Consider the following 17,909-nt stretch of genomic DNA (forward strand, 5'->3'; position numbering starts at 1 on the left):
CAGCTCCCTTCCCCCCGGCAAAGTCCCTTTGCCGGACATGATGCGGAAAAAAGGCCGGCCCTACTTTTCCTGATTGGGCCGGTCTTTTTTCTTCTCTTTCTCCCAAGTATCCCGCAAAGTCGTCGTCCGGTTGAAAATGAGTTTCTCTTCCGAACTGTCCTTATCGAGATAAAAATACCCTTTCCGGAGGAATTGGTAATGTTCGTTGAATTTCGCATCCCGCAGCGCCGGCTCTGCATACGCCGCCGGCAACACCTGCAGGGAGTCGGGGTTGATATACTCCGAAAAGTCGGCTTCTTCATTGGCCGGGTCATCCACCCGGAACAGCCGGTCGTATAGCCGCACCTCCGCAGTGATGGCATGCGGGATACTCACCCAGTGGATGGTCGCCTGAACTTTTATATTGGACTGCGCCCCGCCACTCTTGCTCTCCGGCAGATGCGAACATCTCAGCTCCGTGATCTTTCCCGCAGCATCCTTTATCACTTCATCGCACTTTATGACATAGGCGCTCTTCAGCCTCACCATCTGCCCCGGCGACAGCCGGAAGAATTTCTTTGGCGGATGCTCCATAAAATCCTCATTCTCGATATATAATTCGCGGCTAAAGGGCACCTTGCGATGACCCGTGGCGGCGTCTTCGGGGTTGTCTTCGCTCGGCAGCCACTCTTCCTCCTGCTCATAGTTGGTGATCACCACCTTCAACGGATCGAAGACCACCATGCGCCGAAGCGCAACTTTATTAAGGTGTTCACGCACACAAAATTCCAGCAGGGATACATCGATGAGATTCTCCCGTTTCTGCACGCCGATCTTGTCCGCAAACATACGGATGCTCTCGGGTGTATAGCCCCGGCGGCGAAGTCCCGAAATGGTCGGCATCCGGGGATCATCCCAACCGGTGACGTACCCCTTATTGACCAGCTGCAACAGCTTCCGCTTGCTCATCACCGTATAGTTGAGGTTCAGCCGCGCAAACTCATACTGGCGGGAAGGATAGATCTCCAGCTTCTCGATAAACCAATCATACAGCGGCCGGTGCGACACGAACTCGAGTGTACAGATAGAATGCGTGATATGCTCGATGGAGTCGCTTTGCCCATGCGCAAAATCATACATCGGGTAGATGCACCAGGCATCCCCCGTACGATGATGATGGGCATGTTTGATGCGATACATGATAGGGTCGCGCAGCTGCATATTCGGGGCACTCATATCTACCTTCGCCCGGAGCACTCTTTCTCCGTCCCGGTATTTACCCGCCCGCATGTCCCTGAACAGTTGCAGGTTTTCCTCCACCGTCCGGTTACGATAGGGACTCGCGGTTCCTGCCTCCGTAGGCGTACCCTTCATCAGGGCAATGTCTTCGGCCGAACTGTCATCCACATAGGCAAGGCCCTTGCCAATGAGGTCCTCTGCAAACAGATATAATTGCTCGAAATAATCGGAAGCATAAAATTCATTCGCCCATTCAAAACCCAGCCAGCGGATGTCCTCTTTGATACTTTCCACATATTCAGTATCTTCCGTGACGGGATTGGTGTCGTCAAACCGCAGATTGGTCTTGCCGCCATACTTCTGCGCAAGGCCGAAATTGAGAACGATGGATTTGGAGTGACCGATATGGAGATAGCCGTTCGGCTCCGGGGGAAAACGAGTAAGGATGCTTTTGTACTTCCCGGCCGCCAAATCTTCTTCCACAATCTCTTCCAGGAAATTGAGGGACTTTTCTTCTTCTTTCTTAATTTCTTCCATGCGCGAATTTACGGCTTCCCGCCGACCCTGCCAAAGCGTTAGCCGCGGCTCCCAAACAGCAGACTCCCGATCCTCACCATCGTACTGCCTTCTTTTACAGCCAATTGATAGTCCCCACTCATCCCCATGGAAAGGATGCCGTCCGCCGGGAACCACCGGTCGAGCAAAACTTTTAGCCCCCTGAACTCGGCACTCACGGCGGAGACATCATCCGTATTGGAAGCCATCCCCATCAATCCCCGGATGCGGACATGCGCCCACTCATCCGCCGCGCCCCGCACGGTCTCCATCACCTGCTCCAATTCTCCGGCATCGAATCCATACTTCGTTTCCTCCCGGGCAATATGCACCTGTAACAGCACATCCACTACCCTCCCCGCTTTGGCGGCCTGGCGGTCGATCTCTTTCAACAACCGGAGGCTGTCTACTCCATGGATCAGATAGACAAAAGAAATAATATACTTCACCTTGTTGGACTGAAGGTGACCGATAAAATGCCAGCGGACGTCGGCCGGCAGTTGTTGTTGCTTCTCCGTCAGCTCCTGTACATAGTTCTCACCAAAATCTCTTTGCCCTTCGCTATAAAGTGCTAAAATAGTTGAAACGGGTTTTGTCTTCGAAACCGCTACCAGCGTGATTTCCACACCCAATTCCTTCCGTATCTCCCAATAGGCCTCCCTGTTTATCGACATGTTAAATAGGTTTAACGCGAAGATACCTACACGAGCGGTAATAGCTGCCGTTCGCCTTCTTGCTAAATCGATTTAATTTTGTCGCGTGAAACACTACATATCTACCCTGCTCATCTTTTTTCCATTCTTCGCCGTCGCCCAGGTCAGGCCACAACAACATAGTCTTTCCACTCTCACCGGTAAGGTGATCGATGGCGACACCAAACAACCCATTCAATCGGCCACGATCGTTCTGCTTCGAAAAGACTCTTCCGTAGCCGCGCAGGTCATCAGCCAGCCCGACGGGGATTTTACGTTAAAGAACCTGCCGGAAGATCCCTATATCCTACAGATCACCGTCGTCGGTTACCAGCCTATTTACCGGCCCATCCCCGGCGGTCATCGTACAGCCGGTACGCCTTTGAATACCGGCACCATCCGGTTGAAGCCTGTCGCTGCCCAGATGCAAGAGGTGGCGGTGGTAGCGCAACGGCCCGTATTCCGCACCGAGATAGATAAAAAAGTATTTAATGTCGATCAGAGCCTGGCCAGCAAGGGCGGTACAGCACAGGATGCCCTGCGGCAGGTACCCACACTCAACGTCGACGCAACGGGAAATGTCACGCTCCGCAACGGGTCGCCAACCATCCTGCTGGATGGCAAGCAAACCCAGCTTACCCTCGACCAGATCCCCGCAGATCAGATCCAGAGCATCGAGGTGATGCCCAACCCCTCTGCTAAATATGATGCGCAAGGCAACCATGGCATCGTCAATATCGTGATGAAACGCAACCGTAAGCCCGGTATGAACGGTTCGTTAACCGGTGTCGGCAGCACGCTCGGCGAGACCTATGGCTTCGCCAACCTCAGCGTCTACAAACACAAATGGAATTTCACGTTCAACGGAATGGCGCACGGCCACCGGTCGCTGGCCAATACCACGACCACATACCACGATCTCCTTTCCAATACAACGGCGGTGCAGCACGGTCATTCCGTGACCATCGGGCCCTTCCAGAGCCTGCGGCTGGGCGTGGATTATAACATGGACGCACACAATACTTTCAGCCTGTCCGGTCATGTCGGGTTCGGCTATCACCCCACCGGTGGCTCACAGACCACCGATTACCTGGGCAAAGGAGGTGTGCTCGACACTATAGGTTCCCGCGGTACCTACAACGCCGATCGCTTCGTCTTCACCCACAGCAACTTCGACTACGCACATACGTTCGACAAATCAGGCGAGAAACTGACGGCCAGCGCAGCCCTCGAAACATATCACGGCAACGACCACGGCAATTATTCCTTTCAATACCTGGATAAAGGCGGTGCAGCCCTCGGCAACCCCTATCTCCAGCAATACCGGGGCTTCGGCAGTGCCCACAACCTTACCCTCCAATCCGATTATACCGACCCCCTGCAGGACGGAAAAGCAAAACTCGAGGCCGGCGTAAAGACGATACTCCATGGCAGCCGCAGCTTCCAGGATTTCGAGGATGATAGTGCCCAACGTTATGTCATCAACCCCAACGCCAGCTACAACTACAGCTACGACAACAATACCTATGCGGCCTATACCAGCTTTAGCCAACAGCTGGGCGCATTCAGCTATATGGCCGGCCTGCGTTTCGAGAAATACGATTATACGGGCCACCTGCTCGACAACAACACCAGCTTCGGCTACCACCAGAATGGCCTGTATCCCAGCGTGTATCTGACCGAGAAATTCGACGACAACAACGATCTGCATCTCAACTTTTCGCGCCGTGTCAACCGCCCGCAGTGGTGGCAGATCACCCCGCGAATAAATTATTCCAACCCGCTGAATCCCCAGGCAGGTAATCCCAATATCAGGCCGGAGAATACGAACCTCTTCGAGCTGGCATATAATACACAGTTGTCCTCCATCGGGCTCAACACCACCCTATACGTAAAGAACACACTCGACCCGATGATGGCCTACAACAAGCCCATATCATCCACATCGAACGATACCCTGCTCAGCACCTATGAGAACGGCAACTACAGCAACACCTATGGGGCGGAGGTCATTGCGAGGATACCCATAACCAAATGGTGGAATACGACGACCAACTTCAACCTCTTCGAAACCGATATCAATGCGGACAACCTGTCCCAGGGACTTTCCAACTCCGGTTTCAGCTGGTTTGCCAAGCTCAACTCCGACATGAAGCTGTTTCGGCTCTATACACTGCAGCTGACAGGCAACTACAATGCCGCCAACGTGATCGCGCAGGGCAAGGTGCTCGCCTCCGGTGGCATGGACGCAGCCGTCAAACGGGAATTCCTCCGACACAACGCCGGCACGCTCGTGCTCAGCCTGTCGGATATCTTCAATACGCAGCGCAGCCGCATCGACACGTATTCGTCGGGCGTCTTCTTCCAGGACGCCATCACCAAACCGGAGACGCGGGTGCTAAAGGTGAGCTTTATGTTTTCTTTCGGGAAAGAGCTGAATGGCGAACGCCACAAGGCTACTTTAGAATCGAACGGCTGATCACGATACGCTGCACTTCGCTGGTGCCTTCATAGATCTGCGTGATCTTTGCATCCCGCATCAGCCTTTCAACGTGGTATTCCTTCACATACCCATATCCGCCATGGATCTGCACGGCCTCCGTCGTCGTCCACATCGCTGTCTCTGAAGCAAAAACCTTGGCCATGGACGAGCTGAGAGAATAATCCAGGTGCTGGTCTTTCTCCCACGCAGCCCGCATACAGAGCAGCCTCGCCGCCTCGATACGGGTGGCCATATCCGCCAGCTTGAACTGGATGGCCTGGTGCTGGGCTATCTCTTTCCCAAAGGCCTTGCGTTCTTTCGAGTAGGCCAGTGCTAATTCATAAGCGCCGCTGGCAATACCCAGGGCCTGCGAGGCGATGCCGATGCGCCCGCCGGCCAGCACCTTCATCGCAAAGGTGAAGCCAAACCCATCCTCGCCGATACGGTTCTCCTTTGGCACCCGGACGTCATTGAATAGTATGCTATGTGTATCGCTGCCCCGGATGCCCAGCTTGTTCTCTTTTGCACCGACGACAACCCCGGGCCAGTTCTTTTCGACGATCAATGCATTGATCCCGCGGCTACCCTTGGAAGCATCGGTCTGCGCCATCACCAGGTAGACGGAAGCGGAATTCCCATTCGTGATCCAGTTCTTCGTACCATTCAGCAAATAATAGTCACCCTTATCTTCGGCAGTAGTGCGTTGCGACGTGGCATCGCTCCCCGCCTCGGGCTCACTTAAAAGAAAAGCGCCGATGTAGAGTTGGCCATCCTTCTTGCCCTGGGCAAGAGGGGTCAGGTAGTTGTGCTTCTGCGCCTTCGTGCCATAGGTGTCAAGCCCCCAGCAGACAAGACTGTTATTGACACTCATACACACGCTGGTGCTGGCGTCGATCTTGCTGATCTCTTCCATGGCCAGAACATAGCTCACCGTATCCATCCCCGAGCCGCCATAGGCGGGGTCAACCATCATCCCCATGAATCCGAGGTCAGCAAGCTTAATGACCTGTTCCTTTGGAAATTTTTGGTGTTCGTCCCTTTCTATCACGCCCGGGAGGCATTCGGTGCGGGCAAAGTCACGGGCAGCCTTCTGGATCATCAGGTGTTCTTCCGACAATTGAAAATGCATGTGGGCTAATAATTTGATTTTATTGCCCCAAAAATAATAGAAAGTTGTTTAACAAACTAACGATAGTTAGTATTTTCGCAGAAAGGCTTGTGGAAAGGTAGCCTAACCCAATATTTTATCCGCCTTTTTGTGGAGCAGGGCAATGGCGGTCTTGAAAATAACGATGAAAAGTCCGGCTTCTTCTTCGGTGAAATTGCTGGCTTCCTCTTCCTCACCGCCATCGCTATAGATGGTGGCGGCGGCAAACTGCAGCAGATCGGGCTGGCAAAAGGATTCGATGACGGCCATCGCATCCGCCTCGTCAAACCCATCCTGGAAGATGGTCTCCATCGTGTCGAACTCGTCGTTGAAGGTTTTCTCGAATTCCTGTTCGGTGATGGCAGGGATACCGGGACGAAACTCCCGGAAGCTAAGCAGGATAATGGTGAGGACGTAAGCAACATCCTCGCGCGCATCGGGCATTTCCAGTTCCCGGCTTTCACCCAGCACATAACCCACCAGGGCAGGCTGTTCCCTGGCGAACGAATCCCACACCTTCCCGATCTGGTTTTCGTCCATATGCTGGATCCGGTCATTGATAAGGTCGATCGTCTGATCGGTGATTTGTTGCATCCGGAATTTTTGCCAAACCTACGGAAATTGTTCCGCCCGGCATGGCGTTTTTGGAATTTACGCCGCCGGGCGGAACCCATGCCACCCGCCCCCGAATCGCCGTCCGCTAAAAAAAACCTAATTTGCCATATGTCTAAAAATTTTACTCAAAAAGCTAAAATAGCCGTCTCGGTCTCTTCCGAGGTGGGGAAGCTGCGCCGGGTGCTGGTACATAGTCCTGACAGCGGCCTGGGTAAAGTTGTACCCTCCAAAGCCCAGGACTGGCTCTTCGAAGATATCGTCCACCTGGATACCATCCGCCGGAAGGAGTATGATTTTTATACCAAGATCCTGCTTTACTTCCTCGACCCGGCCATGATCCGCGGCCGCCTGGCGGAGATCGACGATGAGAAGAACCGGCGCGCCTTCTATAAACCCGGTCATGACCACTTCTTCCGCAGCGACAAGGTTGTGGAATTGCAGTGGCTGCTGGCCGACATCCTCATGGACCATTCGATAAAACTGACATTGGTGGCATCCGTCTGCGCCATCGAAGCCTGCTCCTATGAGACCCAACAAGACCTCCAGGAGCTGGACCCCGTACAACTGGCTAAAACGTTTATCAGCGGTGCGACCAATGACGACCACCTGCTGTTTGCTCCCATCCCGAATTTTATTTTTACCCGGGACATCGGCATCGTCATCAACAACTATGTATTGCTGAACAAACCCGCCAAAAAAGCCCGGATGCGGGAAGCGCTGCTGGCAAAATACATCTTCTTCAACCACCCGCTCTTTGCAGAATACCAGGACAACGTCATTGAACTTTCCGACACCCACCATCACTTCCTGCTGCCGCGCGAAGGCGACGATCGCAAGGTCACCCTCGAAGGAGGTGATGTGATGGTCGTCTCTAAAGATCACCTGCTCATCGGCGTCAGCGAACGCACCTCCCTCGAAGCCGCACACCAGGCCATCCGCATCCTGTTCGAAAAGAACGTGGTCAAAAAGATCACCATCATCCGCATCCCAAAGAAACGGGACTACATGCACATCGACACCATCTTTACCCAGGTAAAAAGGAATGTATGGATACTGCTTGGTTCCTTTTCCCGGAAAACGATGCTGCGCGAAGACGAAGATGATATCTCACGCATCCTCGACAACGGCAAGAAAGAAGACAAATTAAAGATCATTCAGTTCAGGAAGAAAGACCCGGGCAATCCAGAGTATTACGAGAATTTGGAAGACCTGCTCACCGACATCAGCAAGAATGACCTGGAATGTACCGAGAAAGTGCAGTTCATCTACTCCGGCAACAACGAATTCCCTTTCGATGCCCGGGAGCAATGGACGGATTCCTGTAATCTGCTTGCCCTGAAAGAAGGAGTAGTGCTCGGTTATGACCGTAACGACAAAACCGTGGAAGCCTTCAAAGCCAACGGATTCGACGTCGTCCATGCGGAAGACCTCATCACCCGGATGGAAAAGGGCGAGATCGATGCTGAACAAATAGAAAATACCCTGATCCTGATGCCTTCCGCCGAACTGTCCCGCGCCCGCGGCGGCTTCCATTGTATGAGCATGCCCCTGCACCGGGACGACCTGATAATTTGACCCACTATGCAAACCACTTCCCACTTATTGATGATACGGCCCGTCAGCTTTACTTTCAACGCGGAGACGGCCGTCAACAACGCTTTCCAGGTAGCAGGCGCCGACAGGGATGCGCAACAAAAAGCGCTGACCGAATTTGAAGGCCTTGTCCGGCTGCTGCGTGACAACGGGGTCGATGTCACGGTTATCGATGACACCCCCCAACCGCATACACCTGACTCCATCTTTCCCAACAACTGGGTCTCTTTCCACCAGGATGCCATCGTCTGTCTCTATCCCATGTATGCGGTGAACCGCCGGCTCGAACGCAAGCCCGGCATAATGCAGACCGTCGGCCAAAAGTTCAGGATCGATGCTACGCTCGACTTCAGCACCTATGAAGAAGAGGGCCTGTTCCTGGAAGGTACCGGAAGCATGGTTCTCGATCGCGATAACAAAATAGCCTATGCTTGCCATTCACCCCGGACAAACCTCGCCGTCCTTCAGGATTGGTGCCAAAAAATGGGTTATACCCCGGTAACCTTCACAGCAAATGATGCCAGCCAGCAGTTGATCTATCACACCAATGTAATGATGTGCGTCGGCGATGCCTTTGTTGTCGTATGCCTCGACGCCCTGCCAGTCGCAGCCGAACGCGAACACCTGGCCGCCACCATCCGCACCTCCGGCAAGGCGATCATCCCGATCACCCTTCAGCAGATGAATCACTTTGCAGGCAATATGTTGCAGGTGGAGAACACTAACGGCGAAAAACTACTGGTCATGTCATCCCAGGCCTTTGAGTCGCTCACCCCGCAACAAATTAAGCAGCTCGAAACCTTCAACCGCATCCTGCATTCGCCCCTGACGACCATCGAGACCAATGGCGGCGGCAGCGCCCGCTGTATGCTGGCCGAGATCCATCTACCCCCGATCTAACTCACCAATTCGACCCCATGAAAGATAATATTTACTCATACGATCGTACTCAAGGCAGTAAATACACTTTTATCAGCATTGGCAAAAAAAGAATTGTCAAACAAGTGATTTTTACTCACACTGGCATACGAAACATTGTGAACATGGGGTTTGGCGACCTTATGCCAGATGGATCCATAGATGACAAGGCCAATTCCAACAATGGAGATATCGTAAGGGTGTTGACTACGACAATTCAAATCCTTATCGATTTTACATCCCGGTTTCCGGATGCAGAAATCTTCTTTAGTGGCAGCACTCAGGAAAGAACCAAACTTTACACAAGAATTCTTCGGACATATCATGCAACGTTTAGTAAAGAATTTGTTATCAAGGTTCTGATACAGGAAGGTGAGGATTTTATCGAATTGCCGTTCGAGCCCAAAGCCCACATCAAATTCTATGGCTTTCTTATTAAAAGAATTCATTAACTTTGGAATATGCCACCCATTAAAAAACATGCGGCAAGCACGCGGAAGCGTAAAAAAAAGCTGCCGCCGGTAGTTGTGGTTACTCATGAGTTCTTCCCGGCCGAAGAAAATCCCATGCCGGAGAAACTTGAAAAAGCCAGGGATATCCTCAGCAGGACAAAATTCATGGACCGCTAGTTGCTTTCTATCACACCACATCAAAACAAAGAAAGTGTCTCCGCCTGTCCCCCATTGGCGAGATTGGGAGGCCGCAACCCCGCATCCAACCGTTCATTGAACCGCCCGATCACATACGCCATCATCTCCGGAGAAGTCTGTTCATCGGGACTATGGACAAAAAAGTAGAGTTCCCGTAATCCTTTGCCGGCCCAGGTTCTTATCCTTTCCGCCCAGGCATCGGCCCGCTGAAAGTCCTTCGTGTGAAGGCCGTTGGTGACAAAACGGATAAAGGCGATGGGCGCCGTCAGCCGCATATGCAACACATCCCTTCTGCCCGCTACATCGGTGATCACCGTGCCGATGCCCAACTCTTGCAACAGGCTCCACATGTTGGAAGATACGCCGGCGCCAAACCAGGCGGGATGCCGCAACTCGACACAAACCCGAAAACCGCCTGGCAAAGCGCGCACATAATTTTCCAACACACCCACCCGGTCGGGACCAAAGCCCTCCGACAATTGCAGAAAGGAAGGCCCCAGCCTCGGGCCAAAATGACGCACGGCTTCGATAAACAAGCCCGTGTCCCTGGAAGCATTCACCAATTGCTGTTTGTGACTGATCGTCTCCAAAAACTTCGGACAAAACCGAAATCCCTCACCCGCCATCGATGCCCAACGTTGCAGGACGGACGGCGGCTGCAGTCCGTAATAAAGCGTATTGAGCTCTACCGTGTTGAATTGTTTTGCGTAAAAAGCTAAAAAGTCTTTTGACTTTGCCCCCCGGGGGTATACTCTACCGACCCAACTGCTACGCCCCCACTCGGTGCCGCCGACATGTACCCGTAAAGGCTCTTTCATGGCCGGCGCCAGCCGCTGCCAGAGCCGGTCAGTCACCGGATCATCAGGCGGCAACGAGAAGTCTATATTATCTATATATTGTACTTTACCAAATTCCATAGAACCTTTTCGGTTGTTGCTTGTGATTCAACGTCAATTCCTTACTTTTGGGACTTCGATTGGCTTAAGGCCTTAAGGTAGAAATTTTTCAACAAATCCTGTCATTGGTTAAAGCTTTTTTAAATTTCAAAACTAAGAACTGATTTCCAAGATGGAAAGCAAAGTCACAAAAATAGGCGTACTCACTTCCGGCGGTGATGCCCCGGGAATGAATGCAGCCATCCGTGCCGTTGTTCGTACCGGTATTTATAATGGTATGGAGGTATTTGGTATCATGCGTGGTTACAGTGGAATGATCGATAACGATATTGTTCCTATGCACTCCCGGAGTGTTGCAAATATCATCCAGCGGGGCGGCACCATCCTCAAAACCGCCCGCTGTAAGGAATTCTTCGAATACGAGGGCCGGAAAAAGGCCTATGGCAATCTCAAGAAATTGGGCATCAACGGACTGGTGATCATTGGCGGCGATGGCTCTTTTCGCGGCGCCCACAAGCTAAGTGAAGAGTTCGATATCCCCTGTATCGGCCTCCCCGGCACGATCGATAAAGATATAGCCGGTACGGACTTCACAATTGGCTTTGACACAGCTGTCAACACAGCGGTTGAGGCTATCGACAAGATCAGGGATACGGCGGATGCCCACGACCGCCTTTTTATCATCGAGGTCATGGGAAGGGACGCCGGCTACATCGCCTTGCACAGCGGCATCGCCACCGGGGCCGAGAACATCCTCATTCCCGAACGCAAGACGGACATCGAAGAGCTGGTAAACGGCCTGCTTGAAAAAGAAAGACGGCGCAAACTGGTCAATATCATTGTCGTAGCAGAAGGTGACAGAGGGGCCGAAGACGTGGCCGACATCATCAAAGAACGTATCCCTTCCGCCGACACCCGGGTTTGTGTCCTGGGTCATATCCAACGCGGCGGCGCTCCCACCTGTATGGACCGGCTCATCGCCAGCCGCATGGGCTATTCAGCCGTGGAAAGCCTCATCGAAGGCCGGCACAACGTGATGATCGGCATCGTCAACAACAAGATGCACTATACCCCCCTCGAAAAAGCCGTAAAAGCAAAACAAAAGATCAGCGACGACTGGCTGAAGATCGTAAAAATATTAGCATCCTGAGGCCCTGGAAGGGCCTCGTCCCAAACTTAAAAAATCCCCGTCAATGTCAAAACATTTATCGAAGTACCTGTACCAGGATATGGATAAAGAAGCAGGTCTGCAGCACACTTTTCATAAAACGAAGATCGTCGCTACCGTAGGCCCTGCCTGTGACACCTATGACAAATTGCTCGACCTGGTAAAGGCCGGGGTTAACGTATTCCGGCTCAACTTCTCTCACGGTACGCACGAGGATAAGGCTAAGATCATTGAACACATCCGCAATATCAACATCTCCGAGCCCTATAATATTTCTATTCTGGCCGATTTGCAAGGCCCTAAATTACGGGTAGGCGATATTAAAGACGGTAGTCTCACCATCGCCCCCGGCGACATCCTGACTTTTACGTCCCGGGAAAAGGTGGTCGGAACAAAGGAAAAGATCTATGTCTCCTATCCCAATCTACACCACGACGTACAGGTGGGCAACAAGATACTCATCGATGATGGCAAACTCGAAGTAGTCGTCGTCAACGTCGCCGCCGATGGCGATGTAAAGGTGGCCGTCACCTATGGCGGGGTTCTGCTGCCGAAAAAGGGCGTTAACCTGCCCGATACAAAGATATCTTTACCGGCCCTCACTGAAAAAGACCTGATCGACCTGGACTTTATCATCGATCAAAAAGCAGACTGGGTAGCGCTGTCCTTTGTCCGCAAGGTGGAAGATATCATCGATCTCAAACGCCGGCTCGCCGAAAGGAAAAGCCAGGGCAAGGTCATCGCGAAGATCGAGATGCCTTCGGCCATGGAAGACCTGCGCAACATCATCCTTGAATCCGACGGGGTCATGGTGGCCCGCGGCGACCTCGGCGTCGAACTGCCCGTCGAAAAGGTTCCCATGGCACAACGCGAGATTATCAGAAAATGTATCCACCGCGCCAAGCCCGTCATCGTCGCTACCCAGATGATGGAAAGCATGATCGACCGGGTAAAACCCAACCGTAGCGAGATCACCGACGTCGCCAACGCCGTACTCGAAGGCGCCGACGCGGTCATGCTCAGCGCCGAGACAGCTACCGGTCAGCATCCCGCCCTCGTCGTGGAGACCATGCGCAAGATCATCCTCGAAGTGGAAAGGACGGAATATCGTTACAACCGCGAGGACGACCTGGCCCCCCAGCCGCACTCACCTTCGTTCCTCAGCGATGCCATCTGTTATAACGCCTGTAAACTGGCAAAAGATGCAAACGCCGATGCCCTCGTCGGGATGACGCAAAGCGGATATACGGCCTTCATCCTTTCCAGCTATCGGCCGAAATCGCCGCTATATATCTTCTCAAAGGAAAAAAGCCTGATCAATCAATTGAGTCTCAGCTGGGGGGTACGCGCCTTCCACTACGACGAAGAGGTCAGCGTGGACGACATCATCCACGACCAGCATACAATTCTGAAAGAACGCGGGTTTGTCAAACCAGGGGATGTGGTCGTCAACACCGGCAGTCTCCCCATCGAAGAGCACCTGCCGACCAATATGCTGAAGATCACCAAGCTGAAATAACAGGGCCCTGCCCGACACGATACTTAAGCGCCTGAGCGGCTAACTTTCCAGCGAGAGTAGCCGCTCTTTTATTTTTCTTATCTCTTCCTCTCCCGCCATCACCATATCCTGGGCTTCTTTCATACAGGCATTGACATACTCCATGGAGCTCGCCTGCCACAAACGCGCCGACGTATGGAATTCAGAAGCACCGGTCTTTTCCGCCAGCGCGACGATATTGGCAGACCTTACCCCTGAGCCGGGCATGATCACGATACGATCGTCCGCTTCCCTCACTAATTGATCGATAAGGCCGGCGCCTTCATCAGCCGTCGGCCGCTGACCCGAGGTAAGTATCCGTTCGCACCCCATCTGAATGATCGTCTCCAACGCTTCAAATGGATTGGCCGCCCAGTCAAAGGCACGATGAAAGGTGACCCCCAGCGGATAGGCGGTCTCCACCAGCCGGGCGCAACGCGCCTGATCTACCGAACCGTCTGGGCTCAGCATTCCGATGACGACGCCGTTGCATCCCACCTGTTTACAATACTCGATATCTCTAAGCATCACCCGAAACTCTTCCTCCGAGTACAGGAAATCCCCTCCCCTCGGCCGGATGATGGGATAAAGCGCTATACGCAGCTTCTCACGCGCCAACCTGATGACGCCTGGAGAAGGGGTGACGCCGCCTTCTTCGGGGGAGGCGCAAAGCTCTATCCGATCGGCCCCCGCCTGTTGTGCTATCATCGCAGAAGGCAGGTTAAAGGCGCATATTTCAAGCAGGTAGTCCATATTACTTTTCAAAATAGCTTTTTGCAACCACCATTCTCTCTTCGTTGTCGTTCTTTATCGCATAGGAGAACCCGGGATGTATGGCATAGGCCCCTGTCTCCCCTTTCTTGTTCAGCGCGATGAAAGCAACCTGGATGTCCGCTGATTTTTCTTTTTTGATGCGGACGATCCGCTCCACCACCGCCTTGCAGGCCTCTTCGGGCGAAAAGCCATGGCGCATGAATTCTACGACGGTATGGCTGCCGCAGATGCGGATCACATCTTCACCCTGTCCAGTGGCCGCCACCGCGCCGACCTCGTTGTCGACATAAAGCCCGGCCCCGATTATAGGGGAATCCCCTACCCTCCCCCGCATCTTAAAGCCCATGCCGCTGGTGGTACAACTCCCGCTGAGATCACCCCGGGCATCCATCGCCACCATCCCGATGGTGTCGTGATTCCACTCCCCGTTGGGCAGCCGCGCAGGGGCGGCGGCCCCAACAGCATACTCGCCCGCCACGCCGCCGGCAGCACTGCTACCCTTTGTATTTTCAATATTGATCACCGGCTTATATTCCGACTTCTTCAACCATTTATCATATTCTTTTCGGGCATCATCGGATAGCTTGCCGTCTTCCAGCGGAAACCCCTGCGCTACCGCAAATTCCTGGGCCCCTACACCGACCAGTATGACATGAGGCGTCCTCTCCATCACCCGGCGTGCAACGGAGATAGGATGCTTTATCCGTTCGAGAAAGGCGACACTGCCGCAATTGAACTGATGGTCCATGATGCTGGCGTCCAGGGTCACAAAGCCATCCCTGTCGGGGTTGGCGCCAAGCCCCACACAGCAATTGACCGAAGACTCCGTCACCCTCACCCCGGCTTCCACCGCATCCAGCGCCGTGCCTTTACTGCTTAGCACTTCCCATGCGCCCTTATTGGCCGCCAGCCCGGTATCCCAGGTCGAAATGACAACAGGCTTGCCCGTCACCGTAGCGACAGCCCCACTGCTGCCCGGCGCCGCTGCCACTTTCTTCGTCAGAAAGATCCCAAGCGATCCTAAAAAGGTAGAATGTAAAAATTTCCGTCGGTTGGACATAATAGCAGAGTTGGTGCACCGGGTCTGGTTTATGCCGAAAAATAACCCATCCCCGGTGCACGGCTTATGATGGGCCTTCGGCCTGCGGACCCGTGGTCCGCACTGCACAAATTTACAGAGAAGTAGTCTTGGCAGCGATAAATTTATCTAGGTTGCGCCGCGCCTTGTTACGGATGCCATTCCGCAACGTGGATGTCCATCCGAACAACAGCCCCTGCAGACCGAGGGCCTGGGTACTCCACCGCCAGAGATTGAAATCGTCATGGTGCTCGGCGATCTTCCCTTCGCCGATGAAGAAATAGGCCTGCCCTTTATTGATCACTTTCCTTCCCGTTGGAGGAAAAGTATATGTCGCAGTCCATTCACAGGAGCCATACCCATCCCCGCCGCTGACATTGCTAAAGTCCAGCGTCATACCTTTAGCGTTACTCAACAGCATTTCCCACATGGCCCTGACCTTGGAGCCCTCCAGGTTGCCGAAGACCGGATCATAAAAAAAAACTTCCTCATGATAGCAGTCCAGCATGCCTCTCCAGTTGCCCTGCTGAAAATTTGCATAGAATGTGGTTATCAGTTGTTGTTCAGCATTCATAAAAAAACAGAGCCAAAGTAGCAGACATTTAACTATATTGGTTAGCCATCGATACAGGCAGTCAGCCTGTAAAACACGACTAAAATTAATGGATAAAATGAGAAAACTTCTGCTTTTTCTGCTTTTTTCGGCCGCTATAGAGGCCATGTCACAGGGTACGCCACAGGACAGCGCCTGGATAAGGGAAAATTATTACAAAATAGAGCGCTATATACAGATGCGGGACGGTATAAAACTGTTCACATCTTTCTATATCCCAAAGGATACGACCGAACAACACCCGATCCTGCTGACGCGTACGCCCTATTCCTGCGCGCCCTATGGGGAAGACAGGTGGCGTAATTTTGCTGCGGGCTATCTCCGCTACTATCTGCGCGAAGGGTATATCATCGCAATACAGGATGTACGCGGTCGCTGGATGAGTGAAGGCGAATTCGTGGACGTCCGGCCATTTATAAAAGACAAGAAGTCGGCCACCGACGTCGACGAACCAAGCGATACTTATGACGCCATCGATTGGATGGTCAAAAATGTACCGCACAACAATGGCCGCGTAGGGGTCTTTGGCATCTCCTATCCGGGCTTCTATTCTACGATGGCTTCCGCCAGCGCCCACCCGGCCTTAAAAGCCGTCAGTCCCCAGGCGCCGGTGACGGACTGGTTTATGGGCGATGACTTCCATCACAACGGCGCCTTCTTTGTCATGGATGGATGGGACTTCTATTCCTCTTTCGGCAAACCCCGGCCGCATCCCACGACAATAGGTCCCTCCGGTTTCGACTATTATACAAAAGACAACTATAAATGGTACCTGGAAACGGGCGCTATGAAAAATATTTTAAAGCTCACAGGCGATAGCATCGCTTTTTGGAAAGAGTTGTATCAGCATCCCAATCGCGATGCCTGGTGGCAGGCACGCAATGCCCGGGTGGCGCTGTACGATATCAAACCGGCCATGCTGGTAGTCGGTGGACTTTATGACGCGGAAGACTGCTTCGGAGCCTGGAATGTATATAAAGCATTAAAGGCGCAGAGTCCCGCCACCAACAGCCATCTCGTCATGGGCCCCTGGTATCACGGTGAATGGGCATCGAATGACGGCACCCATCTCGGTAATGTACAATGGGGCTCCAACACTTCTTTCTGGTACCAGAATAATATCGAGATACCCTTCTTTAATTATTACCTGAAAGGCAAAGGCCCCGAACCAAAACTGTCAGCGGCCACCGTCTTCTTCACCGGCGAAAATGCATGGCATCAATTCGATCGTTGGCCCCCGGCCGCATCTCATGAGCAGTCCATCTACCTGCAACCGGATGGCGGCCTGACCTGGGAAGCGCCGGCGAAAAAGAACAGCTTTAGCGAATACGGCAGCGACCCGGCTCATCCCGTCCCCTATACGGAAGATGTACATTTCTCCCGCACGCGGGAATACATGACCGACGACCAGCGCTTCGCCTCCCGGCGCCCCGATGTCCTCACCTTCCAAACACCGGTATTACAGGAAGACCTGACCCTGGCAGGGCCAGTCATCGCCGATCTGAAAGCAAGTCTCAGCAGCACCGATGCAGACTTTGTCGTCAAGGTCATCGACGTCTTCCCTGATGACTTTAGCTATGTCCCCACCGGCCCGCTGCCGGTACGCAGTCACGACAACCCGGCCGCCTATCCTATGGGCGGTTACCAGATGCTTGTCCACGGTGAAATAATGCGCGGCCGCTTCCGCGAAAGCTTTGAAAAACCCGTCCCCTTCACTCCCGGCAAGGTGGAGACGGTGAAATTCTCCATCCCCGATGTCGCGCATACGTTTAAAAAAGGCCATCGGTTAATGATCCAGATCCAGAGCACGTGGTTCCCGCTGGTCGACCGGAATCCGCAAAAATTTGTGGACATTTACACCGCCGACGACAGCGATTTCCAAAAGGAGACGATTCGCATATTCCATGACAGTGAACACGCCTCCCGCATCATCCTACCCGTAATGAAATAGACACGACGCCTAAAATAGTCCA

At 53.1% G+C, this 17,909-nt stretch carries 16 protein-coding genes; 8 read left to right on the top strand and 8 right to left on the bottom strand.

The genetic code is table 11. The features are described from left to right. Nucleotides 1–60: 60 nt before the first annotated feature. Complete coding sequence (locus IEY39_RS04725) at nucleotides 61–1,755, bottom strand: glutamine--tRNA ligase/YqeY domain fusion protein (protein ID WP_188929021.1); 1,695 nt, start codon at nucleotides 1,753–1,755, stop codon at nucleotides 61–63. Nucleotides 1,756–1,793: 38 nt separating this feature from the next. Next, on the bottom strand, nucleotides 1,794–2,447 hold the full coding sequence (locus IEY39_RS04730; RefSeq protein WP_188929023.1) for a YggS family pyridoxal phosphate-dependent enzyme: 654 nt from the start codon (nucleotides 2,445–2,447) through the stop codon (nucleotides 1,794–1,796). Nucleotides 2,448–2,532: 85 nt separating this feature from the next. Between IEY39_RS04730 and IEY39_RS04735 the strand changes: the two genes are divergently transcribed. After that, nucleotides 2,533–4,944, top strand: coding sequence for a TonB-dependent receptor (locus tag IEY39_RS04735; RefSeq protein ID WP_188929025.1), 2,412 nt, complete (start codon nucleotides 2,533–2,535; stop codon nucleotides 4,942–4,944). On the opposite strand, the gene IEY39_RS04740 is transcribed toward IEY39_RS04735, so the two are convergent. Together IEY39_RS04740 and IEY39_RS04745 are read right to left on the bottom strand one after the other, a co-directional pair. Further along, the gene (locus IEY39_RS04740) at nucleotides 4,922–6,076 is read right to left on the bottom strand and encodes an acyl-CoA dehydrogenase (protein ID WP_188929027.1); all 1,155 of its coding nucleotides are present in this window, start codon (nucleotides 6,074–6,076) and stop codon (nucleotides 4,922–4,924) included. The two genes, IEY39_RS04735 and IEY39_RS04740, sit on opposite strands and share 23 nt — an antisense overlap. Nucleotides 6,077–6,178: 102 nt before the next feature. Next, nucleotides 6,179–6,688 (bottom strand): hypothetical protein, encoded by a 510-nt coding sequence (locus IEY39_RS04745; protein WP_188929029.1) that lies wholly within the window; start codon nucleotides 6,686–6,688, stop codon nucleotides 6,179–6,181. A gap of 129 nt (nucleotides 6,689–6,817) precedes the next feature. Here IEY39_RS04745 and IEY39_RS04750 point away from each other — a divergent pair, with 129 nt between their 5' ends. Genes IEY39_RS04750 through IEY39_RS04765 form a run of 4 tightly spaced genes read left to right on the top strand, consistent with a single transcriptional unit; the run spans nucleotide 6,818 to nucleotide 9,849 of the window. Further along, the gene (locus IEY39_RS04750) at nucleotides 6,818–8,284 is read left to right on the top strand and encodes an arginine deiminase family protein (protein ID WP_188929031.1); all 1,467 of its coding nucleotides are present in this window, start codon (nucleotides 6,818–6,820) and stop codon (nucleotides 8,282–8,284) included. 6 nt (nucleotides 8,285–8,290) lie between these two features. Beyond that, a complete protein-coding gene (gene ctlX, locus IEY39_RS04755; protein ID WP_188929033.1) occupies nucleotides 8,291–9,202 on the top strand; it encodes a citrulline utilization hydrolase CtlX in 912 nt (303 codons plus the stop codon). A 17-nt stretch (nucleotides 9,203–9,219) separates the two neighbouring features. Then, nucleotides 9,220–9,672 carry a DUF6934 family protein gene (locus IEY39_RS04760; protein WP_188929035.1) on the top strand — a complete coding sequence of 151 codons (453 nt, stop codon included), beginning with the start codon at nucleotides 9,220–9,222 and terminating at the stop codon, nucleotides 9,670–9,672. Between the two features lie 9 nt (nucleotides 9,673–9,681). Then, entirely contained in the window at nucleotides 9,682–9,849 is a 168-nt protein-coding gene (locus IEY39_RS04765) for a hypothetical protein (protein ID WP_188929036.1), read from the top strand. 20 nt (nucleotides 9,850–9,869) lie between these two features. On the opposite strand, the gene IEY39_RS04770 is transcribed toward IEY39_RS04765, so the two are convergent. Beyond that, nucleotides 9,870–10,787 (bottom strand): DUF72 domain-containing protein, encoded by a 918-nt coding sequence (locus tag IEY39_RS04770; protein WP_188929038.1) that lies wholly within the window; start codon nucleotides 10,785–10,787, stop codon nucleotides 9,870–9,872. A gap of 151 nt (nucleotides 10,788–10,938) precedes the next feature. On the opposite strand from IEY39_RS04770, the gene pfkA reads away from it, so the two are divergent. Both pfkA and pyk read left to right on the top strand, forming a co-directional pair. After that, complete coding sequence (gene pfkA, locus IEY39_RS04775) at nucleotides 10,939–11,916, top strand: 6-phosphofructokinase (RefSeq protein ID WP_188929040.1); 978 nt, start codon at nucleotides 10,939–10,941, stop codon at nucleotides 11,914–11,916. Nucleotides 11,917–11,959: 43 nt separating this feature from the next. After that, nucleotides 11,960–13,453, top strand: coding sequence for a pyruvate kinase (gene pyk, locus IEY39_RS04780; RefSeq protein ID WP_188929041.1), 1,494 nt, complete (start codon nucleotides 11,960–11,962; stop codon nucleotides 13,451–13,453). 39 nt (nucleotides 13,454–13,492) lie between these two features. Here pyk and IEY39_RS04785 read toward each other — a convergent pair whose 3' ends face one another. From IEY39_RS04785 to IEY39_RS04795, 3 genes are all read right to left on the bottom strand, one after another. Further along, complete coding sequence (locus IEY39_RS04785) at nucleotides 13,493–14,236, bottom strand: copper homeostasis protein CutC (protein ID WP_229688771.1); 744 nt, start codon at nucleotides 14,234–14,236, stop codon at nucleotides 13,493–13,495. Further along, complete coding sequence (locus IEY39_RS04790; RefSeq protein ID WP_188929043.1) at nucleotides 14,226–15,305, bottom strand: isoaspartyl peptidase/L-asparaginase family protein; 1,080 nt, start codon at nucleotides 15,303–15,305, stop codon at nucleotides 14,226–14,228. Before IEY39_RS04790 ends, IEY39_RS04785 begins: the two co-directional genes overlap by 11 nt. Nucleotides 15,306–15,417: 112 nt before the next feature. After that, nucleotides 15,418–15,897, bottom strand: a complete 480-nt coding sequence (locus tag IEY39_RS04795) for a nuclear transport factor 2 family protein (protein ID WP_188929045.1) — start codon at nucleotides 15,895–15,897, stop codon at nucleotides 15,418–15,420. 97 nt (nucleotides 15,898–15,994) lie between these two features. Here IEY39_RS04795 and IEY39_RS04800 point away from each other — a divergent pair, with 97 nt between their 5' ends. Beyond that, nucleotides 15,995–17,887: a CocE/NonD family hydrolase gene (locus IEY39_RS04800; protein WP_188929046.1), complete on the top strand. Its 1,893-nt coding sequence runs from the start codon at nucleotides 15,995–15,997 to the stop codon at nucleotides 17,885–17,887. The last annotated feature ends 22 nt before the right edge of the window (nucleotides 17,888–17,909 follow it).

It is taken from the genome of Puia dinghuensis (assembly GCF_014642875.1).
Taxonomy (GTDB): domain Bacteria; phylum Bacteroidota; class Bacteroidia; order Chitinophagales; family Chitinophagaceae; genus Puia; species Puia dinghuensis.